The sequence below is a fragment of the Amycolatopsis lexingtonensis genome, assembly GCF_014873755.1.
GTDB lineage: Bacteria > Actinomycetota > Actinomycetes > Mycobacteriales > Pseudonocardiaceae > Amycolatopsis > Amycolatopsis lexingtonensis.
Window position 1 is genome coordinate 9,490,700 of sequence record NZ_JADBEG010000001.1, and the last position, 24,353, is coordinate 9,515,052.

The window sequence follows — 24,353 nt, forward strand, 5'->3', positions numbered from 1 at the left end:
GCACCACCATGGACACCCCCGAAGAGAAGCTGCGGGAGTACCTCCGCTGGGCCACCACCGACCTGCGCGACACCCGCAAGCGGCTGGCCGACCTCGAAGACCGGACGCACGAGCCGATCGCCGTCGTCGGCACCGGCTGCCGGTACCCGGGTGGCGTCCGCTCGGCCGCCGACCTGTGGCGGCTGGTCCACGAAGGCGGCGACGCCATCGGGGAGTTCCCCGCCGAGCGCGGCTGGGACGTCGAGGCGCTCTACGACCCCGACCCCGACAGCCAGGGCACGACGTACGCGCGTGGCGGCGGCTTCTACCGTGACGCCGGGAAGTTCGACGCGGGCTTCTTTTCGATCAGCCCGCGCGAGGCGCTCGCGATGGACCCGCAGCAGCGGCTGCTCCTCGAGATCGGCTGGGAGGCCTTCGAAAGCGCGGGCATCGACCCGGCGTCGGTGCGCGGCGAGCAAGCGGGGGTGTTCGTCGGCGGCGGGTTCTCCGACTACGGCGGCGCGATGCAGTCCGCGCCCGAAGGCGTCGAAGGCCACCTGGTGACGGGCAAGGCGGGCAGTGTCCTTTCCGGACGGATCGCCTACACCCTCGGCCTGGAGGGACCGGCGGTCACGGTCGACACGGCGTGCTCGTCGTCGCTGGTGGCATTGCACCTCGCCGTGCAGGCCCTGCGGCGCGGGGAGTGCACGATGGCGCTCGCCGGCGGCGTGACGATCATGTCGACCCCGGCCGTGCTGATCGAGTTCAGCCGCCAGCGCGGGGTCGCCCCGGACGGGCGCTGCAAGGCGTTCGCCGGCGCGGCCGACGGCATGGGCCTGGCCGAGGGCGCGGGCGTGGTGCTGCTGGAACGGCTTTCGGACGCGGTCGCGAAGGGCCGGACCGTGCTCGCGGTGATCCGCGGCTCGGCGATCAACCAAGACGGCGCGTCCAACGGCCTGTCCGCGCCGAGCGGCCCCGCCCAGCGGCGCGTGATCCGGCAGGCATTGGCGGACGCGCGGCTCACGCCGGCCGAGATCGACGTCGTCGAGGCGCACGGCACCGGCACCGAGCTGGGCGACCCGATCGAGGCGCAGGCGCTGCTGGCGACGTACGGCCAGTCCCGCTCGGGCGCGCCGTTGTGGCTGGGCAGCGTGAAGTCGAACATCGGGCACGCGCAGGCGGCGTCCGGGGTCGCCGGCGTCATCAAGATGGTCGAGGCACTGCGGCACGGGGAACTGCCGAAGACGCTGCACGTCGACGAGCCGTCGCCGCACATCGACTGGGACTCCGGTGCGGTGTCGCTGCTGACCGAGGCCCGGGAGTGGCCGGCTTCCGACCGCCCGCGCCGTGCGGCGGTCTCGTCGTTCGGGGTGAGCGGCACGAACGCCCACGTCATCCTGGAGGAGTACCCCAATGTGGCGTTGGGTGCGTCAGACGCACCCAATGTGGCGTTCGGTGCGTCCAGCGCACCCAACGCCACATTGGGGCGCTTGGGGAGCGTGGTGCCGTGGGTGGTGACCGCCAAGACCGGGAGTGCGCTGCGGGCGCGGGCGGCGCAGCTCGCGGAGGTGGCCGGGGAGCCCGCCGACGTCGGGTTTTCGCTGGCCACCACCCGGACCGTGCTGGAGCACCGCGCCGTCGTCCTCGGGGACGGGGACGAGCTGCGGCGCGGGCTGGCCGCGCTGGCCGCGGGTGAGCCGGACCCGGCGGTCGTCGAGGGGACGCCGTCGGGTGGGGGCGGGGTCGTCTTCGTCTTCCCCGGCCAGGGCTCGCAGTGGGCCGGGATGGGGCAGGAACTCCTCGAGACCGAACCGGTGTTCGCGGCCCGGATGCGCGAGTGCGCGGACGCCCTCGCGTCCCATGTGGACTGGAAGCTCTTCGACGTCCTTTCCGACGAAGCCGCGTTGCAGCGCGTGGACGTCGTGCAGCCCGCGCTGTGGGCGGTGATGGTTTCGCTGGCCGCGGTGTGGCGCGCCCACGGCGTCGAACCGGCGGCCGTGCTCGGGCACAGCCAGGGCGAGATCGCGGCGGCGTGCGTCGCCGGTGCACTGTCTATTGAGGACGCCGCCATGGTCGTCGCGGTGCGCAGCCGTGAGCTGCTGCGCCTGGCCGGCGGGGGCGGCATGGTCTCGGTGGCGCAGCCGGTCGCCGCGGTGACCGCGCGGATCGAGGGCACCGGGCTGGCGATCGCCGCCGCGAACGGGGCGAACTCCGTCGTCGTCTCCGGGCCGGCCGACGCGCTCGAGCAGCTCTTGGCCGGGTGTGCGGCCGACGGCGTGCGCGCCCGGCGGATCCCCGTGGACTACGCGTCGCACTCCGAGCAGGTCGAAGCCATCGAGGAACGGCTGCTCGAAGTGCTCGCGCCGGTGCGGCCGCGGGCCGGTGAGCTGCCGTTCTACTCGACCGTCACCGGCCGCCCGGCCGATCCCACCCAGCTCGACGCCGGCTACTGGTACTGCAACCTCCGCCAGACCGTCGAGTTCGAGCAGGCCACCCGCAAGCTGCTCGACGACGGCCACGGCGTCTTCGTCGAGTGCAGCCCGCACCCGGTGCTGGCCACCGCCGTGCAGGAGACGGCGGAGGACGCGGGCCGCGAGGTCGTCGCGGTCGGCTCGCTCCGCCGGGACGACGGTGGCCGCGCGCGGCTGCTGCGGTCGATCGCCGAGGCGTTCGTGCGGGGCGTCCCCGCCGACTGGGCGTCGGCGTTCGAAGGCGCGGACACCGTCCCGCTGCCGACCTACCCGTTCGACGGCGACCACTACTGGCTCCCGGCCACCGCCGCGGCCGCGGACCTCGGTTCGGCAGGACTGGCGGCGGCGGGCCACCCGCTCCTCGGCGCGGCGGTCGAGCTGCCCGACGACGGCGGATTCCTGTTCACCGGACGGCTCTCCACGCGGTCGCACCCGTGGCTGGCCGAGCACGCCGTGCACGGCACGGTCCTGCTCGTGGGCACGGCGTTCGTCGAACTCGCTCTGCACGCGGCCGCGGAAGCGGGCTGCGCGGAAGTGGAAGAGCTGGCCCTCGAAGCGCCGCTCGTGCTGCCGTCCGAGGGTGCGGTGCTGATCCGGCTCACCGTCGGCGCGGCCGGCGACGACGGCCGCCGGGCCCTGGCGCTGCACTCACGACCGGAAGACGACCTGCTCGGCGAATGGACGCGGCACGCCGCCGGGTTCGCCGCACCGGGCACCGCCGTCCCGGCCACCGGGCTCGCGTCGTGGCCCCCGGCGGACGCCGAACCGGTGCCGCTCGACGACGTCTACGGGCGCGCGGCCGAGCGCGGGTTCGCCTACGGGCCGGTGTTCCAGGGCCTGCGGGCGGTCTGGCGCCGCGGCGACGAGGTGTTCGCCGAAGTGGCGCTGCCGCGGGAACACCACGGCGAGGCCGCGCGGTTCGGCGTGCACCCGGCGTTGCTCGACGCCGCCCTGCACGCCGTCGCGCTCGGCTCGTTGAACACCGAGGGCACCGGGCGGCTGCCGTTCTCGTGGGCCGGGGTCCGGCTGCACGCGACGGGTGCGACGGCGCTGCGCGTGCGGCTCACGCCGTCCGGCACGGAGACGCTGACCGTCGAGGTCGCCGACGAAGCCGGGTCGCCGGTCGCGGTGATCGACGCGCTCACCTCGCGGCCCGTCGCACCCGGCCAGGTGCGGGCCGCCCGGCGGTCCGGCCCGCTGTTCCGCGTCGACTGGGTGCCCGGCGTGCCCGGCGCCCCGGTGGACGCCGAGTTCGTCCCGGTGCCCCACGGCGATGTCCGCGAGGTATTGGGTGCCGTGCTGAGCCGGATCAAGTCCGATTTGGACAGTGACCGGCGGCTGGTGTTCGTCACTTCCGGTGCGAACACCGACGATCCCGTCGCCGCGGCCGTCTGGGGACTCGTGCGCTCGGCGCAGGCCGAGCACCCGGACCGGTTCGTCCTCCTCGACCTGGAACACCCGGGTGACCCGGTGCCCGCCGAGCTGCCCGCGGACGAGAACCAGCTGTCGGTCCGAAGTGGACAGATCTTCGTGCCGCGCCTGGCGCCGGTGGCCGCCGAACCGGCCGAACCCCCGGCCTTCGACGGCAGCGTGCTGATCACCGGCGGCACGGGCACGCTCGGCCGCCTGGTCGCCGGGCACCTCGTGCGGAACGGGACGAAGCGGCTGGTGCTGGTGAGCCGTCGCGGGTACGCCGCGCCGGGCGCCGCCGACGTCGTCTCCGGCCTGACCGCGCTGGGTGCGGAGGTGACCGTCGTGGCGTGCGACGTCGCCGACCGCGCCCGCCTCGCCGAAGTCCTCGACGACATCCCCGACCTCGCCGCCGTGGTGCACACCGCGGGCGCGCTGGCCGACGGCGTCGTCGAAACCCTGACCCCGGAACGGATCGACGCCGTGCTGCGCGCCAAAGTGGACACCGCGCGGCACCTCCACGAGCTGGTCCCCGACACGCACCTGGTGCTGTTCTCCTCGGCCGCGGGCACGTTCGGCACGCCGGGACAGGGCAACTACGCGGCGGCCAACGCCTACCTCGACGCGCTGGCCCGGCACCGGCGGGCGCACGGGCTGCCCGGGCAGTCGCTCGCCTGGGGCCTGTGGGCGGACACCAGCGAGCTGACCGGAACCCTCGGCTCGACCGGAATGGACCGGTTGCGCCGCATCGGATCCCGCGCGTTCACGGTCGAGGACGGCCTGGCCGCGTTCGACCTCGCGCTGGCGTCCGGCGAGCCGGTGGTGGTGCCGGTGCAGCTCGACCTGCGCGTGCGCGGGGACCAGGGAGTGCCGCCGTTGCTGCGCGGGCTGGTCCGGGCGCCGCTGCGGCGGACCGCGGCCGTCGACACCTCGGTGCGCGCCCAGCTGGCCGGGCTCGCGCCGGAGGAACGCGACCGGGTGCTGCTCACGCTCGTGCGTGCCCAGGCGGCCGCGGTGCTCGGGCACGCCGGCCCGGGGGCGGTCGAGCCGGGCCGCGGGTTCCTCGACCTCGGGTTCGACTCGCTCACCGCGGTCGAGCTGCGCAACCGCCTGCAGGCCGCGACGGGCTTGCGGCTGCCCGCGACGCTCGTGTTCGACCACCCGACGGCGACGGCACTCGCGCGGTTCCTCGCCGAGCGGCTCGGCGCGGACGCCGGCCCGGCGCTCGCCCCCGCACTGGCCGAACTCGGCCGCCTCGAAACCGTGCTGGCGCCGTTCACCGGCGAGGCCCGCGAGGCGATCACGGTGCGGCTCAAGGAACTGCTCTCCCGCTGGAGCGCCGAGCCCGACGCCGGCCCGGCCGCCGACATCGACGCGGCCACGGACGACGAGCTGTTCGGCGTCCTCGACGAGCTGCGCACCCCCTGACCACCCCTCCCTGGAGCCATCGGATGTCGAACGAACAGAAGCTGCGCGACTACCTCAAGCAGGCCGCCAAGGACCTGCGCGAGGCCCGCGGCCGGGTGCACGAACTCGAGGAGCGCGACCGCGAGCCGATCGCGATCGTCGGGATGAGCTGCCGGTACCCCGGCGGCGTCACCTCGCCCGACGAGCTGTGGCGGCTGGTCGCCGACGGCACCGACGCCATCTCGGCGTTCCCGGACGACCGCGGCTGGACCGCCGACGACGTCTACGACCCCGACCCCGAGACGCCCGGCAAGTCGTACGTGCGCGAGGGCGGGTTCATGTCCGCCCCCGCCGACTTCGACCCCGGCTTCTTCGACATCAGCCCGCGCGAAGCCCTCGCGATGGACCCGCAGCACCGGCTGCTGCTGGAGACGTCGTGGGAGGCCTTCGAACGCGCGGGGATCGACCCGGCTTCGGTACGCGGGCACAAGATCGGCGTCTACGCCGGCGTGATGTACCAGGACTACGCCGCGCGCCTGACGTCCGTGCCCGAGATCGTCGAGGGCTACCTCGGCAGCGGCAACGCGGGCAGCGTGGCTTCCGGGCGCGTGGCGTACACCTTTGGCTTCGAAGGCCCGGCGATCACCGTCGACACCGCGTGTTCGTCCTCTTTGGTCGCGCTGCACCTCGCCGTCCAATCGCTGCGCCGCGGCGAAACCACGATGGCGCTGGCGGGCGGGGTCACGATGATCGTGACGCCCGCCGGGTTCATCGAGTTCAGCCGCCAGCGCGGCCTCGCGCCGGACGGCCGCTGCAAGTCGTTCGCCGGTGCGGCGGACGGCACCGCGTGGGCCGAAGGCGTCGGGATGCTTTTGGTGGAACGGCTTTCCGACGCGCGGCGGCTCGGGCACCCGGTGCTCGCCGTGGTCCGCGGCACCGCCGTCAACCAGGACGGCGCCAGCAGCGGGCTGTCCGCGCCGAACGGGCCCGCGCAGCAGCGCGTCATCCGCGCCGCGCTCGCCGACGCCGCCCTGACGTCCGACCTCGTCGACGCCGTGGAAGCGCACGGCACCGGCACCGTGCTCGGCGACCCGATCGAGGCGCAGGCCGTGCTGGCCACCTACGGCGCCGAGCGGCCCGCCGACCGGCCGCTGCTGCTCGGTTCGTTCAAGTCGAACGTCGGCCACACGCAGGCCGCCGCCGGGGTCGGCGGCGTCATCAAGATGGTCGAGGCGATGCGGCACGGCGTCCTGCCGAAGACCCTGCACGTCGACGAGCCGACGCCGCACGTCGACTGGGCGGCGGGCGCGGTCGAGCTGCTCACCGAGGCGAAGGATTGGCCGGAGACGGGCCGCCCGCGCCGGGCCGGGGTGTCGTCGTTCGGCGTCAGCGGCACCAACACCCACGTCATCCTGGAAGAGGCGCCGGCGGATGAGGCCCCGGAATCCGGGGTGGCGCCCGCGGTGCTGCCGTTCGTCCTTTCCGGACGGACCGACGCCGCCCTGCGTGCTCAGGCCGCGCGACTTCTCGACGTCGACGCGGATCCCGTCGACCTGGCCGCGTCGCTGGCGGTGCACCGGGCACACTTCGGCGAACGGGCGGTCGTGCTCGGGGACCTCGGCACGGGCTTGCGCGCGCTCGTCGCCGGGGAACCCGCGGCGGAGGTGGTGCGGGACGCCGTCACCGGGGGTGAAGTCGCGTTCCTCTTCTCCGGCCAGGGTTCCCAGCGCGCCGGGATGGGCCGGGAGCTGTACGGGACGTACCCGGTGTACGCGGCGGCGTTCGACGAGATCTGCGCGGGCTTCGATCCCCGTGTGCGCGAGCTGGTCCTCGACGGTGGCGCGGACCTCGACCGCACCGAGTACGCCCAGGCCGCGTTGTTCGCCGTCGAAGTGGCGCTGTACCGGCTGATCGAGTCGTGGGGTGTCCGCCCGGCCGCCCTGCTCGGGCACTCGATCGGCGAGATCGCCGCCGCCCACGTGGCCGGGGTGTTCTCGCTGGCGGACGCGCAGACGCTCGTCACGGCCCGCGGCCGGCTGATGCAGTCGCTGCCGGACGGCGGGGTGATGGCCGCCGTCCGTGCGAGCGAGGAAGAGGTCCGCGCGGCGCTGCGCGAGGGCGTCTCGATCGCGGCGGTCAACGGGCCGCGATCGGTGGTGCTCTCCGGCGAGGCCGACGCCGTCGCCGAAGTCGCGGCCGGGTTCGGGAAGGCCAAGGCGCTCACCACGAGCCACGCGTTCCACTCCGCGTTGATGGATCCGATGCTGGGTGATTTCCGCGCGGCCATCGAGGGGATCGCGTTCCGCGAGCCGCGGATCCCGCTGATCTCCGACGTCACCGGCGCGCTCGCCACCCCGGGCCTGCTCACCAGCCCGGACTACTGGGTGCGGCACGTGCGCGAGACCGTCCGTTTCGCCGACGGCGTCACGGCCCTGCACACCGAGGGCGTCCGGACGTTCCTCGAGCTGGGCCCGGACGGCGTGCTCAGCGCGCTGGCCCAGGACTGCCTGCCCGGGGACGCGGCCGCCGTCACGGTCCTGCGTGCCGGACGGCCGGAGGTCCGCTCGGTCGTCGCCGCGCTCGCCCGGCTCCACGCGCGGGGTGTCACCCCCGACTGGCGCGCCTACTTCGCGGGCAGCGGCGCCCGCCGTGTCGACTTGCCGACTTACCCGTTCCAGCGGACGCGCTACTGGCTGGAGGCCACCGGGTCCGGCGGGTTCGTCGAACTCGCCGCGAAGCCGGAACCGCCCACCGGCGCACTGGCCGCCCGGCTGGCCGGCGCCCCGGCGCACGAGCGGCTCCGGGTGCTGACCGACCTGGTCCGCGGGCAGGCCGCGGTCGTGCTCGGCCACTCCTCCGCCGACGAGATCCGCGCGGACCGGCCGTTCAAGGAGCTGGGCTTCGACTCGCTCACCGCCGTCGAGCTGCGGACGCTGCTGGCCACCGCGCTCGGCCGCGAGCTGCCCGCCACGCTCGTCTTCGACCACCCGACGCCGTCGGCGCTGGCCGCGTTCCTCGACGGCGAGGCGGTCGCGACGGCGGAAACCGTGGTGGCGCACGACGAACCGATCGCCATCATCGGGATGAGCTGCCGCTACCCGGGCGGGATCGGCTCGGCCGACGACCTGTGGCGGCTGGTCGCTTCCGGCACCGACGCCATCTCGCCGTTCCCCGCCGACCGCGGCTGGGACATCGACGCGATCTTCGACCCGGACCTGTCGCGGCCGGGCACCACGTACTCGATCGAAGGCGGGTTCGTCGACGGCGCCGCCGAGTTCGACGCCGCGTTCTTCGGCATTTCGCCGCGCGAGGCGCTGGCCATGGACCCGCAACAACGGCTGCTGCTGGAAGCGTCCTGGGAGGCGTTCGAGCACGCCGGCGTCGACCCCACGGCGTTGCGCGGGGCGAAGGTCGGCGTGTTCGCCGGTACTTCGGCGCAGGACTACAGCTCGCTGCTGGCCACCATCCCGGCCGAGGCCGAGGGGTACGTCGGCACCGGCACCGCGTCGAGCGTCGTCTCCGGCCGGATCGCCTACACCTTCGGCTTCGAGGGGCCCGCGCTCACGGTGGACACGGCGTGCTCGTCGTCGCTGGTGGCGCTGCACCTGGCCGCGCAGGCGCTGCGCTCCGGCGAGTGCTCGATGGCGCTGGCGGGCGGGGTGACCGTGATGTCCACCCCGGCCGGGTTCATCGAGTTCAGCCGGCAGCGCGGGCTCGCCCCGGACGGCCGCTGCAAGTCCTTCGCGGCGGCCGCCGACGGTGTCGGCTGGTCGGAAGGCGCCGGCGTGCTGCTGGTCGAGCGACTCTCGGATGCTCTGCGTCTCGGTCATGAAGTCCTCGCCGTGGTCCGCGGGTCCGCGGTCAACCAGGACGGCGCGTCGAACGGCCTGACCGCGCCGAACGGGCCCGCGCAGCAGCGGGTCATCCGGGCCGCGCTGGCTTCCGCGTCGCTGGCACCGTCCGATGTGGACGTCGTCGAGGCGCACGGCACCGGCACGGTGCTCGGCGACCCGATCGAGGCGCAGGCCGTGCTGGCGACCTACGGCCAGGACCGCCCGGAGCCGCTCCTGCTGGGCTCGCTCAAGTCGAACATCGGCCACACCCAGGCCGCGGCGGGCGTCGCGGGCGTGATCAAGGTCGTGCAGGCGATGCGGCACGGTTTGCTACCCGCGACGCTGCACGTCGACGAGCCTTCGCCGCACGTCGACTGGGCGGCCGGGTCGGTCGAGCTGCTCACCGAAGCCCGGCCGTGGCCCGTTTCCGACCGGGTCCGGCGGGCGGGGGTGTCGTCGTTCGGGGTGAGCGGGACGAACGCGCACGTGATCTTGGAGGAGCCCCCGGTCGTCGAGCCGCGGGGAGCGGAAGCCCGGCCGGTGCTGCCGTTCGTGGTCTCCGGGCGGGATGCCGAGGGCCTGCGGGCGCAGGCGGCGAAACTGCTGGCTGCCGATCTTCCGTTCGCTGATGCAGCTTGGACGTTGGCGACCGGGCGGGCGGCTCTGGAGCACCGTGCCGCGGTCGTCGCCGCCGATCGAGACGAGCTGCTTGAGGGGTTGGGGGCGCTCGCGGAAGGGCGGGCGCACCGGTGCGTCGTGCAGGGGACGCCGGTGAGCGGGCGAGTCGCGTTCCTGTTCACCGGCCAGGGTTCGCAGCGGGAGGGGATGGGCCGGGAGCTGTACGAAACCTTCCCGGTGTACGCGGCGGCGTTCGACGCGGCTTGTGCGTACCTGGATCCGCGGGTCAGGGAACTCTCGGGTGCGCCGGACACCGATCTCGCGCAGCAGGGCATCTTCGCGGTGGAAGTGGCGTTGTTCCGCCTGCTGGAGTCGTGGGGGATCCGTCCCGATGTCGTCGTGGGCCACTCGGTGGGGGAGATCGCGGCGGCTCACGTGGCCGGGGTGCTGAGTCTGGAAGACGCGGCCACGCTGGTTGCCGCACGGGGGCGGTTGATGCAGGCGCTGCCCGAGGGCGGCGTGATGATCGCGGTTCAGGCGTCCGAAAAGGACATCGAGCTGCCGGAAGGTGTCTCTCTGGCGGCGGTGAATGGGCCGGACTCGGTGGTGCTCTCCGGCGAGGAAGCCGCGGTCACCGAGTATGCGGCCAAGTTTGAGAAGACCAAGCGGCTCAATACCAGCCACGCGTTCCATTCGGCGTTGATGGAGCCGATGCTGGCCGAGTTCGCGGCCGCGATCGATGGGCTCACTGTCGCTGAGCCGGTCATTCCGTGGGTGTCCACTGTGGAAGGTGACGGGCCGGACTACTGGGTCCGTCAGGTGCGGGAGTGTGTTCGGTTCGCCGACGCGGTTGCGGCCACGGACGCGCGAACGTTTGTCGAGATCGGTCCGGACGCCGTGCTGAGCGCCATGGTCGACGGTGCCATTCCGGTGCTGCGCAACGGTCACGGCGACTTGCGGACCACGCTGACCGCCCTCACGCGGCTGCACGTCCGCGGCGTGACCCCGGACTGGACGCGCGTGCTGCCCGGTGGCCGCAAAGCCGACCTGCCGACGCAGGCGTTCCGGCGCGACCGGTTCTGGGTCGAGCCTTCGTGGAACGCGGGAGACGTCACCGCCGCCGGGCTGGCCGCCGCGGACCACCCGCTGCTCGGCGCGGCCGTCGACCTGCCCGGCACCGGCGGGTGCGTGCTCACCGGCTCGCTGTCGGTCAAGACGCACCCCTGGCTGGCCGACCACGCCGTGCAGGGCACCGTGCTGCTGCCCGGCACCGCGTTCGTCGAACTCGCCCTGCGTGCCGCGGACGAGGTGGGCTGCGCGGCGATCGAGGAACTCACCCTCGCCGCCCCGCTGATCCTGCCGCCGAAGGGCGCGGTCCGGGTCCAGGTCGCCGTCGGCGCGGCGGACGACGACGGCAAGCGGCCGATCACCGTGCACTCGGCCACCGGCGACGACGACCAGGCGTGGCGCCTGCACGCCACCGGCACCCTCGCGCCCGACGCCCCGGCACCGGGCAGCCTGACGACGTGGCCGCCCGAAGGCGCCACGGAAATCGACGTCACCGGGCTCTACGACGGCTTGCAGGACAACGGCTTCGGCTACGGTCCGGCGTTCCAGGGCCTGCGGGCGGCCTGGTCGCTCGACGGCGCCGTCTACGCCGAAGTCGCCCTGCCAGATGGCCAGCAGGACGCCGCCGGGCGGTTCGGGCTGCACCCGGCGTTGCTCGACGCCGCACTGCACGCCGTCGGGCTCGGCGACTTCGTCACCGCGAAGGGCCAGGGGCACCTGCCGTTCTCGTGGAACGGCGTGGCGCTGCGGACGTCCGGGGCGGCGAGCCTGCGGGTGCGGCTGGCGCCGGCCGGGCCGGACACGATCAGCCTGACCGTCGCCGACGGCCAGGGCCGCCCGGTCGCCTCGGCGGAATCCCTGCTGCTGCGGGCGATCTCCGCGGCGGGCATCGAAGCGCGGGCCGAATACCACCGGTCCCTGTTCCGCCTCGACTGGGCGCCCGCCGCCACCGGGGCCGTGCCCGCGGCCACCTGCGCGGTCCTCGGCGACCCCGCACTCGCGGCGGCGCTGCGCAGCGCCGGAGCGGTCGTCAAGATCGGTGACGAGCCGGCGGACTTCACGTTCTTGCCGGTCACCGGGGACGACGTCCACCGCGTCACCGCCGAAGTCCTCGAGACAGTGCGGAACTGGTCCACGGGACGGCTGGTCTTCGTGACCCGGGGTGCCGAGCGGGACGTCGCCCTCGCGGCCGCGTGGGGTCTCGTGCGCACCGCCCAGGCCGAAAACCCGGACCGCTTCACCCTCCTGGACCTCGACGGCGACCTCGACGGCCGGGCGATCCTCGCCGCGCTCGCGGGCGGGGAACCGCAGGTGCTGCTGCGGGACGGGGAAACCCTCGCACCCCGCCTGGCCCGCGTCCCGGCGGGTGAAGCGACCCCGCGGGAGTGGCACCCCGACGGCACCGTGCTCATCACCGGCGGCACCGGCACCCTCGGCGGCCTGCTCGCCCGGCACCTCGCCGGAAAGGGCGTCCGGCACCTCGTGCTCGCGGGCCGTCGCGGACCGGACACTCCGGGTATCGCCGACCTGGTGTCCGAATTGGACAGCTTAGGAGCGACGGCGACCGTCGTGGCGTGCGACGCCGCCGATCGTGACGCCTTGGAAGCACTCTTGGCCGGGATCCCCGCCGAGCACCCGCTGACCGCGGTCGTGCACACCGCCGGCGTCCTCGACGACGGCGTCGTGGCCTCGCTGACCCCGGAGCGGTTCGCGACCGTGCTGCGGCCCAAGGCGGACGCCGCCCGGCACCTGCACGAGCTGACCGAGCACCTCGACCTGGCCGCGTTCGTGCTGTTCTCCTCCGCCGCCAGCACGCTCGGCAACGCCGGGCAGGCCAACTACGCCGCCGCCAACGCCGTGCTGGACGCGCTGGCCCGCCACCGGCACGCCCGCGGCCTGCCCGCGACGTCGCTGGCCTGGGGCCTGTGGGAGCAGTCGAGCGGCCTGCTCGGCGAGCTCACCGACGTCGACAAGCGCCGGATGAACCGCGGCGGCTTCGGCGCGCTGGCCACGTCCGACGCGCTCGCGCTGTTCGACACGGCGCTCGGCCTCGGCGAACCGATGCTGCTCCCGATGGAGCTGGACCTCGCGGCGATGCGGCAGCGGATCGGCAGCGGCCCGGTGCCCCCGCTGTTCCGCGGTCTCATTCGCGGCGCGCGCCGCCCGTCGGCCGCGCCGGAGGAAGGCGCGCTGGCCGCCCGGCTGGCCGAGGTGCCCGCCGAGGAGCAGGAAGCCGTCCTGCTCGACCTGGTGCGGACGCAGGTCGCGGCCGTGCTCGGGCACGCGTCCGCGGACGCCGTCGACCCGGAACGCGGGTTCGGCGACTTCGGGTTCGACTCCCTCAGCGCCGTCGAGCTGCGCAACAACCTGGCCGCCGCGACCGGCCTCCGGCTGCCCGCGACGCTGATCTTCGACTACCCGGACCCGCGGGTTCTCACCGGCTTCCTCCTCACGGAACTGGGCCGGGGCGACGCGGAAGCGGCCGATCCGGCACTCACCGCGTTGGCCCAGCTCGAAGCGGGTCTGGCCGCCGACGAACCGGCGGAAGCGACGCGGATGGCGCTTAGAACCCGTTTGGAAGTGCTGCTTGCCACCCTCTATCCGCGGACCGGTGCGGCGGCGGGCGAACGCCTCGACACCGCCACGGACGAGGAGCTGTTCGCCCTGATCGACCAGGACTTCGAAGTTCGCTAGCGGCCGCCCGCCGACCCCACGATCCACCGAGGAGACGCCCGGAATGGCGAACGAAGACACCCTCCGCGACTACCTGAAGCGGGCCACGGCCGACTTGCAGCAGGCCCGGCAGCGGCTCGGCGCGACGCGCTCGCAGCTGGCCGAGCTCGAAGCGCAGGCCAGGGAGCCGATCGCCATCATCGGGATGAGCTGCCGCTACCCCGGCGGCGTCGGCGATCCCGACGGGTTGTGGGACCTGGTCGACGCCGGCCGCGAAGGCATCGGGCCGTTCCCGGAGGACCGCGGCTGGGACCTGGGGAAGCTCTACGACCCGGACCCCGACCAGCCCGGCACGTACTACGTGACCGAAAGCGGTTTCCTGCGCGAGGCCGCGGACTTCGACCCGGCGTTCTTCGGCATCTCGCCGCGTGACGCCCTCGCCATGGACCCGCAGCAGCGGCTGCTGCTGGAGCTGTCCTGGGAAGCCATCGAGGCGGCCGGGCTGGCCCCGGCGGCGCTGCGGGGCAGCAAGACCAGCGTCTTCGCCGGCGTGATGTACAACGACTACGCCGCCCGGCTGCAGCCGGTGCCCGACGGGTTCGAAGGGTTCATCGGCAACGGCAGCGCGGGCAGCATCGCGTCCGGCCGCGTCGCCTACACGTTCGGCCTGGAGGGCCCGGCGCTCACCATCGACACGGCGTGCTCGTCGTCGCTGGTGGCACTGCACCTGGCCGCGACCGCGCTACGCCGCGGCGAGTGCTCGCTGGCGCTGGCCGGCGGCGTGACCGTGATGTCCACCCCGACCGCGTTCATCGAGTTCAGCCGGGCCCGCGGGCTCGCCCCGGACGGCCGCTGCAAGTCCTTCGCCGCGTCCGCCGACGGCACCAGCTGGGGCGAGGGCGCCGGGATGCTCCTGGTGGAACGGCTGTCCGACGCCCGGCGCCTCGGGCACCCGGTGCTGGCCGTGGTCCGCGGGACGGCGGTCAACCAGGACGGCGCGTCCAACGGCCTCACCGCGCCCAACGGTCCCGCGCAGCAGCGGGTCATCCTCGACGCGCTGGCCGCCGCCGGGCTCTCGCCGTCCGAAGTGGACGCCGTGGAAGCGCACGGCACCGGCACCGTGCTCGGCGACCCGATCGAAGCGCAGGCGGTGCTGGCCACCTACGGCCAGGACCGCAAGGAACCGCTCTACCTCGGGTCGCTGAAGTCGAACATCGGGCACAGCCAGGCCGCGGCCGGCGTCGGCGGCGTGATCAAGATGGTCCAGGCCATGCGGCACGGCGTGCTGCCGAAGACGCTGCACGTCGACGAGCCGAACCCGCGCGTGGACTGGACCGCGGGCGACGTCGAGCTGCTCACCGAGGCCAGGCCGTGGCCGGAAACCGGGCGGCCGCGGCGCGCGGGCGTGTCGTCGTTCGGGGTCAGCGGCACGAACACGCACGTCGTGCTCGAACTGCCGGAAGAGACCGACCGCGGCGAACGGACCACGCCGCCGGTGCTGCCGCTGCTGATCTCGGCGCGGACCCCGGAAGCGCTCGCCGCCCAGGCGCAAGCGCTTTCGGACCACCTCGGCGAGGTGTCCCTTGTGGACGCTGCCTTCACCACCACGACCCGCGCGCGGCACCCGCACCGCGCCGTCGTGCTCGGCCGCGACCGCGAGGAACTCCTGGCCGGGCTGGCGGACCTCGCCACCGCCGTCACGGACACCGCGGCGCCGGGCAAGACCGCGTTCCTCTTCTCCGGGCAGGGCGCCCAGTACGCGGGCATGGCGACCGAGCTGCACCAGGCGTACCCGGTGTTCGCCGCCGCCCTCGACGCGGCGCTGGCCGAGCTGGACCCCGCCGTGCGCGGAGCGGTGTTCGACGGCGACCGCCTGGACGACACCGAATTCACCCAGCCCGCGCTGTTCGCCGTCGAGGTCGCGCTGTTCCGGCTGCTCGAAGCCTGGGGCGTGCGGCCGGACTTCCTGCTCGGGCACTCGATCGGCGAGATCGCGGCCGCGCACGTCTCCGGCGTCCTCTCGCTGGCCGACGCGGCCACGCTGGTCACCGCCCGCGGCCGGCTGATGCAGGCCCTGCCCGCGGGCGGCGTGATGATCGCGGTCGAGGCCGCGGAGAGCGAAATCGCTCCGACGCTGCCCGACGACGTCGCGATCGGCGCCGTCAATGGGCCGGGCGCCGTGGTGCTCTCCGGCCCGGCCGACGCCGTCACGGCCGTCGCCGCGGCCTGGGCCGAAAAGGGCCGCAAGACCAGCGAACTCGCCACCAGCCACGCGTTCCACTCGCCGCTGATGGCGCCGATGACCGCGGAGTTCCGGGCCGCGCTCGCCGGGCTCGCCTTCGGGACGCCGTCGATCCCGATCGTCTCGACGGTGACCGGGAAGCCGATCGCCGACGAGTTCGCCGACCCGGACTACTGGGTCACGCACGTGCTGGCCACCGTCCGATTCGCCGATGGCGTCGCCGCCCTGCAGGAGGCGGGCGTGACGACGTACGTCGAGGTCGGGCCGGGCGGCCGGCTGGCGGCGCTCGTGCCGGAGGCGGCCGTCGGCGTCGCCACCCTGCGGCCCGAGCGGCCGGAACCCCTGACCTTCGCGACCGCGGTCGCCCGGCTGCACACGCGCGGCCGCGAACCGGACTGGGCCGCGGTGTTCGAGGGCACGGGCGCGCGGCGGATCCCGCTGCCGACGTACGCCTTCCAGCGCGAGCGCTATTGGCTGGAGGCGAAGGAAACCGCCGGTGACGTGGCTTCGGTCGGCCTGGGGGCGACCGAACACCCGTTGCTCGGCGCCGCGGTGTCGCTCGCCGGGGGTGACGGCTTCCTGTTCACGGGCGTGCTGTCCCGGCGGGCGCACCCGTGGCTGGCCGACCACGCCGTGCTCGGCACGGTGCTGCTGCCGGGCACCGCGATGCTGGAACTGGCGTTGCGGGCGGGGGAGCAGGCGGGCTGCGGGCGCGTCGAGGAGCTGACGCTGGAAGCCCCGCTCGTCCTCGGCGACGACGGCGTCCAGGTGCAGCTTGCGGTCGGGGCGCCGGACGGCGAGGGCCGCCGGAGCGTCGGCCTGCACTCGCGCCCGGACGGCGCCGCGTTCGACGAACCGTGGGTGCGGCACGCCACCGGGTTCCTGGCGCCGGGAACGGCCGCGCCGGGGCCGGACTTGAGCGAGTGGCCGCCGTCGGGTGCGGAACCCGTTTCGGTGGCGGGGATCTACGACGCCGTCGAGTCCGCTGGATTCCACTATGGACCGGCGTTCCGCGGGCTGCGCGCGGCTTGGCGCCGGGGCGACGAGGTGTTCGCCGAAGTCGCGCTCGACGCCGAGTACGGCCCCGAACGCTTCGGCGTCCACCCGGCGCTGCTGGACGCGACCCTGCACGCGGCGGGCCTGGCCACGCCGGACGCGACGCCGGAAGGACGGCTCCCGTTCGCGTGGACCGACGTCTCGCTGTTCGCCGCGGGCGCCGCCGAGGTCCGCGTCCGGCTGGTCCCGGCGGGCACCGGCGCGGTGTCGCTGACGCTGGCCGACCCGGCCGGAAAACCGGTCGCCACCATCGGTTCACTGGTCTCGCGGCCGGTGTCGGCCGACGGCCTGGACACCGCCCGCAGCCTGCGGGACGCACTGTTCACTTTGGACTGGCAGCCCGCGCCGCCCGGGGACTTCTCCGGTCCGATCGAGGTCGCCCAGCTTCCTGCCGGCACCGGTCCGGTGCCTTCCCAGGTCCGTGAGGTCAGCGCCGCGACCCTGGTACTGCTGCAGGACTGGCTCGCGGGCTCGTCGGAAGCCCGGCTCGTGTTCGTGACGCGGGGTGCCGTCGCCGAGGAGCCCGACCTCGCCGCGGCCGCGGCCTGGGGGCTCGTGCGGGCCGCGCAGTCGGAGAACCCCGGCCGGTTCGTGCTGCTCGACATCGACACAGACGTGGTTCCCGACGACGTCCTCGCGGCGGCGGCCGCCACCGGGGAACCCCAGCTTTCGCTCCGCGACGGAGAACTGCGGATGCTGCGCCTGGTGCGCCTGGTGCGCCCGGCGGAGTCCGATGTGGACGCGCCCGTGCTCGACGGCACCGTGCTGATCACCGGCGGTCTCGGCAGTATCGGCGCGCTTACCGCCAGGCACCTGGCCTCGCGGGGTGTCCGCCGGTTGGTGCTGACCGGACGCCGCGGGCCGGACACCCCTGGCGCTGCCGAGCTGGTCTCGGAACTCGCCGCCTCGGGTGCCGAGGCCGTCGTGGTCGCGTGTGACGTCGCCGACCGGGATGCGCTTTCCACGATGCTGGCGGACATCCCGGACCTGTGTGCCGTGGTGCACGCGGCGGGTGTGCTCGACGACGGCGTCGTGGAATCCCTGACGCCCGAACGGTTCGAGGCGGTCTTCCGGCCCAAGGTGGACGCCGCCTGGGCGTTGCACGAGCTGACCGAAGACCGGCCGCTGTCCGCGTTCGTCGTGTTCTCCTCCGCCGCGGGTGTCATGGGTGGCGCGGGGCAGGGCAACTACGCCGCGGCCAACGCGTTCCTCGACGCGCTGATGACCCGGCGCCGGGCCGCGGGTCTGCCGGGCACCGCGATGGCGTGGGGCGCCTGGGCCCATGGCATGGCCGCCGACCTCGCCGACGCCGACCTGCGCCGGATGAGCCGCGGCGGCATGATCCCGCTGTCCACAGTAGACGGGCTGGCGCTGTTCGACGCGGCGCTGGCTTCGCCGGCTCCGGTGCACCTGCTGAGCCGGCTGGACCTCGCCGTGCTCGGCAGGCAGGCCGCGTCCGGGATGCTGCCGTGGCTGCTGCGCGGCCTCGTCCGGACGCCGATGCGGCGAGCGGGCGAGGCCGTCGACACCGGGCTCGCGCAGCGGCTCGCCGGACTGGCCGAGCCGGAACGCCGGGAGGTCCTCGCCGACGTCGTCAGCACGCACGTCGCGGCCGTGCTCGGGCACGGCTCGACGGCCGCGGTCGACCTCGACGGCGCGTTCAAGGACCTCGGCTTCGACTCGCTGACCGCGGTCGAGCTGCGCAACCGCGTCGGCGGCGCGACCGGCCTGCGGCTGTCCGCGACGCTGATCTTCGACTACCCGAGCCCGGCCGCGCTGGTCGAGCACCTGGTCACCGAGCTGGGCGGGGCAGCCGCGCCGGTCACCCCGGTGACGACGGCGGCCCCGGCCGACGAACCACTGGCCATCATCGGGATGAGCTGCCGCTACCCCGGCGGCGTCAGCTCGCCGGAAGAGTTCTGGGAGCTGATCGCGGACGGCCGCGACGGCGTTTCGGGCTTCCCCACCGACCGCGGCTGGGACCTGCCCGAGACCGACTTCGTGCCCGAAGGCGGTTTCCTCTACGACGCCGACCGCTTCGACCCGGAGTTCTTCGGCATCTCGCCGCGCGAAGCCATGGCGATCGACCCGCAGCACCGGCTGCTGCTGGAGACGGCGTGGGAGTCCTTCGAGCGCGCGGGCATCGACCCCGGCTCGGTCAAGGGCAGCCGGACCGGCGTGTTCGCCGGGCTGATGTACCACGACTACGTCTCGCGGCTCACCGCCGTGCCGGACGACCTGGCGGGCTACCTCGGCAACGGCAGCGCGGGCAGCGTCGCTTCCGGGCGCGTGGCCTACACGTTCGGGCTGGAAGGGCCCGCGGTCACGATCGACACGGCGTGCTCGTCGTCGCTGGTGGCGCTGCACCTGGCCGCGCAGTCGCTGCGCTCGGGCGAGTGCACGATGGCGCTGGTCGGCGGCGTGACGGTGATGTTCACCCCGACCGCGTTCCTCGAGTTCAGCCGCCAGGGCGGACTGTCGGGCAACGGGCGGTGCAAGTCCTTCGCCGCGTCCGCCGACGGCACCGGCTGGGCCGAAGGCGCGGGAATGCTGCTGGTGGAACGAATTTCCGACGCGAGACGGCTCGGTCACCCGATCCTGGCGGTGGTCCGCGGGACGGCGGTCAACCAGGACGGCGCGTCGAACGGGCTTACCGCGCCGAACGGCCCGGCCCAGCAGCGCGTGATCCGCGCCGCGCTGGCCGGGGCCCGGCTGCGGCCGTCCGATGTGGACGCCGTCGAAGCGCACGGCACCGGTACTTCGCTGGGCGACCCGATCGAGGCGCAGGCGTTGCTGGCCACCTACGGGCAGGAGCGCTCGGAGCCGTTGTGGCTGGGCAGCGTCAAGTCGAACATCGGGCACACGCAGGCCGCGGCGGGCGTCGCGGGCGTGATCAAGATGGTCCAGGCCATGAAGCACGGCGTGCTGCCGGCGACGCTGCACGTCGACGAGCCGTCGCCGCACGTCGACTGGTCGTCGGGCGCGGTCTCACTGCTCACCGAAGCGCGCCCCTGGCCCGAAACCGGCCGCCCGCGCCGGGCGGCGGTCTCGTCGTTCGGGGTCAGCGGTACCAACGCCCACGTAATCCTGGAGGCCCCGGAGCACCCCAATGTGGCGTTGGTTGCGTCTGACGCACCGAACGCCACATTGGGTGCGCTGGACGCACCGAACGCCACATTGGGGCGCTTGGTGCCGTGGGTGCTGTCCGGGCGGAGCGCGGGGGCGCTGCGGGGGCAGGCCGAGGCGCTCGCCGGAGTGGCGGGGGAGCCCCTGGACATCGGGTGGTCGCTGGCCACCACGCGGGCGGCCTTCGACCACCGGGCCGTCGTGCTCGGACGGGATCTCGCGGACTTCGCCGCCGGGCTCGAAGGGGCCCAGGTGGTGCGCGGTACGGCGGCCCGGCCCGGCAAGGTCGTGTTCGTCTTCCCGGGCCAGGGATCGCAGTGGCCGGGGATGGCCGTCGAACTGCTGGACTCGTCGCCGGTCTTCGCCGAACGGCTGGCCGAGTGCGCGGCCGCGCTGTCATCCTTTGTGGACTTCTCGGTCGTGGACGTGCTGCGCGAGAACCGCGACCTCGGCCGCGTCGACGTCGTGCAGCCGGTGCTGTTCGCCGTGCTGGTCTCGCTGGCCGCGGTGTGGCGGGCCCACGGGGTCGAGCCCGCCGCCGTCGTCGGGCACTCGCAGGGGGAGATCGCCGCCGCGGTCGTCGCGGGTGCATTGTCCCTTGAGGACGGTGCCCGGGTGGTCGCGTTGCGCAGCAAGGAGATCCTGGCACTCGGTGGTGACGGCGGGATGGCGTCGGTCGCCCTGTCCGCCGAGGCGGCGGCGAAGCGGCTGGCCGACTGGGGCGGCGAACTGTCGCTCGCGGCGGTCAACGGCCCGGCCTCGGTCGTGGTGTCCGGCGACGCGGGCCTGCTGGCCGAGTTCGTCGCGGGCTGCGCGGCCGACGACGTGCGCGCCAAGCTGATCCCGGTCGACTACGCGTCGCACTCCGCGCACGTCGACCGCATCCACGACCGGCTGCTGGAGGTGCTGGCGCCGATCACGCCGCGCACCGCGGACATCCCGTTCTGCTCGACCGTCACCGGCGAGTTCCTCGACACCGCCGTGCTGGACGCGGCCTACTGGGCTCGGAACCTGCGCGAGACCGTCGACTTCGCCGGCGCGACGAAGCGGCTGCTGGCCGACGGCTACGGCGTCTTCGTCGAGTGCAGCCCGCACCCGGTGCTCACCATGGCGATCGAGGAGACGGCGGAGCGGACGGTCGTCGCCGTCGGCACCCTGCGGCGCGAGGACGGCGGCCCCACCCGGCTGCTGACGTCGCTCGCCGAGGCGTGGGTCCGCGGCGTGCGCGTCGACTGGACCGCGGCCCTCGACGGCGGCCGTCGCGTCGACCTGCCGACGTATGCGTTCCAGCGCGACCGCTACTGGCTCGAATCCCCGGCGGGCGCCGGCGACGTCAGCTCGGCCGGCCTGGCGACGGCGGACCACCCGCTGCTCGGCGCGGTCGTCCCGCTGCCGGAGTCCGGCGGGCTGGTGTGCACCGGCGCGTTGTCGCTGCGCACGCACCCGTGGCTGGCCGACCACAGCCTGCTCGGGACGGTCCTGGTCCCCGGCACGGCGCTGGTCGAGCTGGCGCTGCAGGCGGGGGCGCACGCCGGCCGTCCGGTGCTGGACGAGCTGACCCTGGAGGCGCCGATCGTGCTGCCGCCGGTGGGCGGCATCCAGGTGCAGGTGGTGGTCGGCGCGTCCGGCGAGGTGACCGTCCACTCGCGACCGGCGGGTTCCGAAGACCCGTGGAACCGCAACGCTTCCGGTGTCCTCGGCACGAGCCCGGTCCCGGGGCTTCCCCTGACCGAGTGGCCGCCCTCGGGTGCCACCGTCGTCGAGCTGGACGGCGCGTACGCGGCGCTGGCCGAGCGCGGCTTCGGCTATGGCCCGGCGTTCCAGGGACTGCGTGCGGTCTGGCGCCGGGACGAGGAGGTCTTCGCCGAGGTCGCGATCGACGACGCCGGCCGCTTCGGCCTGCACCCGGCGCTGCTCGACGCGGCCCTGCACGCCCGCATGGTGGCGGGCGACGGCGACGGCGGCGCGCAGATGCCGTTCGCGTGGACCGATGTCGTGCTGCACGCGGTCGGCGCTTCGGCGATCCGCGTCCGGCTGACCCCGGACGGGCACCTCGACCTCGCCGACCCGACCGGCGCCCCGGTGGCGACGATCGGCTCGCTGGCCACGCGCCCGGTCTCGACGGTGACCGCGGGCCGCGACCCGCTGTTCCACGTGCGCTGGACGCCGGTCGGCGCACCCCCTTCGGCCGGACCCGCGGAGCTGTTCGAGGTCCCGGCGGGCGACGTGCACGAAGTCACGGCGTCGACGCTGGCCAAGCTGCAGGGGGAGTCCGGCCGCCTGGTGATCGTCACGCGGGGCGCGGTGGCGGCCCGGCCGGGCGAAGATGTGCCCGACCTGGCGGCGGCCGCGGTGTGGGGCCTGGTGCGGTCCGCGCAGACGGAGCAGCCGGGCCGGTTCGTGCTGATCGACGCCGAGGCGGACACCCCGCGCGAGCTGCTCGACCGGCTCGCGGCGGGCGAGGAACCCCAGGTCGCGGTGCGGAACGGGCAGGTTCTCGCACCGCGCCTGGCCCGCCTCGCGGTCGACACCGAGGCGCAGGACTCCGGATTCGACCCGGCCGGGACCGTGCTCATCACCGGGGGTACCGGGCTTCTCGGCAGCCTCGTCGCGCGGCACGTCGCCGCGGCCGGGGCCGGGCACATCGTGCTCACCAGCCGCCGGGCCGCCGGACGGTCCGAGCAGCTCGTCGCGGACCTGACCGCCGCCGGGGCGCGGGTCACCGTCGCCGAGTGCGACGCCGCCGACCGGGACGCGCTCGCCGCGGTCCTGAACGACATCCCCGCCGAATTCCCGCTCCGGACCGTCGTCCACGCCGCCGGTGTGCTCGACGACGGGCTGCTCGACGGTCTCACCCCCGAGCGTCTCAGCGCCGTGCTGAGGCCCAAGGCCGACGCGGCCCGGAACCTCCACGAGCTGACCCACGACCTCACCGATTTCGTCCTCTTCTCCTCGGCCGCCGGGATCCTCGGCAACGCGGGCCAGGCCGGGTACGCCGCGGCCAACGCCTACCTGGACGCCCTCGCCGCCCACCGGCACGCGAACGGGCTCCCGGCCAAGTCCCTGGCCTGGGGGCTCTGGGACGAAGCCAGCGACCTCACCCGCCAGCTTGGCACCGAAGGCCGCGAGAAGGTGAGCCGCGCCGGGCTGCGGCCACTGTCCACAGAGGAAGGATTACGGCTCTTCGACACCGCCCGGACGACGGCGGAAGCCGTCCTGGTCCCGATGCACCTCGACGTCGCCGCGCTCCGGCGGCAGTTCGGGACCGGGGGCGTGCCACCGCTGCTGCGGGGGCTCGTGCGGCTCGCCGCCCGCAAGGCCGCCTCGGAAGCCGTATCGGTCGAGGGCCTCACCGGGGACGCGCTCCGGGACGTCGTCCTGACGCAGGTGGCCGGCGTGCTCGGGTTCGCCGGGCCGGACGCGATCCCGGCCGGTGTCGGCTTCCCCGAAATGGGCTTCGACTCGCTCACCGCCGTCGAGCTGCGCAACCGGCTGATCGGGCTCACCGGGCTCCGGCTGCCCGCCACGCTCGTCTTCGACCACCCCACGCCGGACGCGCTGGTCGAGTTCCTCAGCGGCGAGCTGGTGCCCGTGGCACAAGAAGCGTCCACTGAGGACACAGTGCCGGAGGAGGAGACCGGTTCCATCCAGATCCTTTACCGGAAGGCCTGCGACGAAGGCAAGATCGCCGAAGCCGTCGAGTTCATCAAGGCGGCTTCGCGCCTGCGCCCGTCGTTCGAGCGCCTCGACGACCTGAAGCAGCTGTCGGAACCGGTCCGCCTCGCCCGCGGCGACACGACCCCCGCCCTGCTCTGCTTCGCCGCGCCCGTCGCGATCACCGGCGCCCAGCAGTACGCGCGGTTCGCCGCCGGGTTCCGGGGGGAGCGCGAGCTGACCATGATCCCGGCGCCGGGGTTCCGGCCCGGCGAACTGCTGCCCGCCACCGTGGAAGCGACCGTCGAACTGCAGGCCGAACTGGTCTGGAACGCCGCCGGTGGCACGCCGTTCGTGCTGCTCGGTCACTCCTCCGGCGGCTGGCTGGCGCACGCCGTCGCCACGCACCTGGAGCAGCTCGGCTCGCCGCCGGAAGGCATCGTGCTGATGGACACCTACGTGCCGCAGAGCGGGCAGATCGACCGGTTCAAGAGCACCTTCGTCACCAGCGCCCAGGACCGCGAGGAGGAAGCCGGCGGCATCGACGACCGCAAGCTGACCGGCATGGGCTGCTACTTCCGCGTGTTCGCCGACTGGACCCCGGCGGACACCGCCGTGCCGACGTTGTTCGTGCGCGCCACCGAATCCCTCCAGTCGGTGAGCGGAGAACAAAGCGAAGGCGACGCCTGGCGGCCGACCTGGACCCCGGACCACGTCGGCGTGGACGTGCCCGGCAACCACTGGTCGATGATGGAAAACCACGCCACGACGACCGCCGACGCCGTCCGCGCCTGGCTCGAGAACCTCTGAAACCCA

General features: G+C 74.2%; 3 protein-coding genes. All 3 read left to right on the forward strand.

The features are described from left to right. Positions 1-29 precede the first annotated feature (29 nt). From H4696_RS44080 to H4696_RS44090, 3 genes are read left to right on the forward strand one after another with little or no spacing between them, the layout of a single operon-like run. Positions 30-5,288 (forward strand): type I polyketide synthase, encoded by a 5,259-nt coding sequence (locus H4696_RS44080; protein WP_420831577.1) that lies wholly within the window; start codon positions 30-32, stop codon positions 5,286-5,288. Beyond that, positions 5,285-13,480: a type I polyketide synthase gene (locus H4696_RS44085; protein ID WP_420831578.1), complete on the forward strand. Its 8,196-nt coding sequence runs from the start codon at positions 5,285-5,287 to the stop codon at positions 13,478-13,480. Before H4696_RS44080 ends, H4696_RS44085 begins: the two co-directional genes overlap by 4 nt. A gap of 43 nt (positions 13,481-13,523) precedes the next feature. Next, positions 13,524-24,347, forward strand: a complete 10,824-nt coding sequence (locus tag H4696_RS44090; protein ID WP_192782867.1) for an SDR family NAD(P)-dependent oxidoreductase — start codon at positions 13,524-13,526, stop codon at positions 24,345-24,347. Positions 24,348-24,353 lie beyond the last annotated feature (6 nt).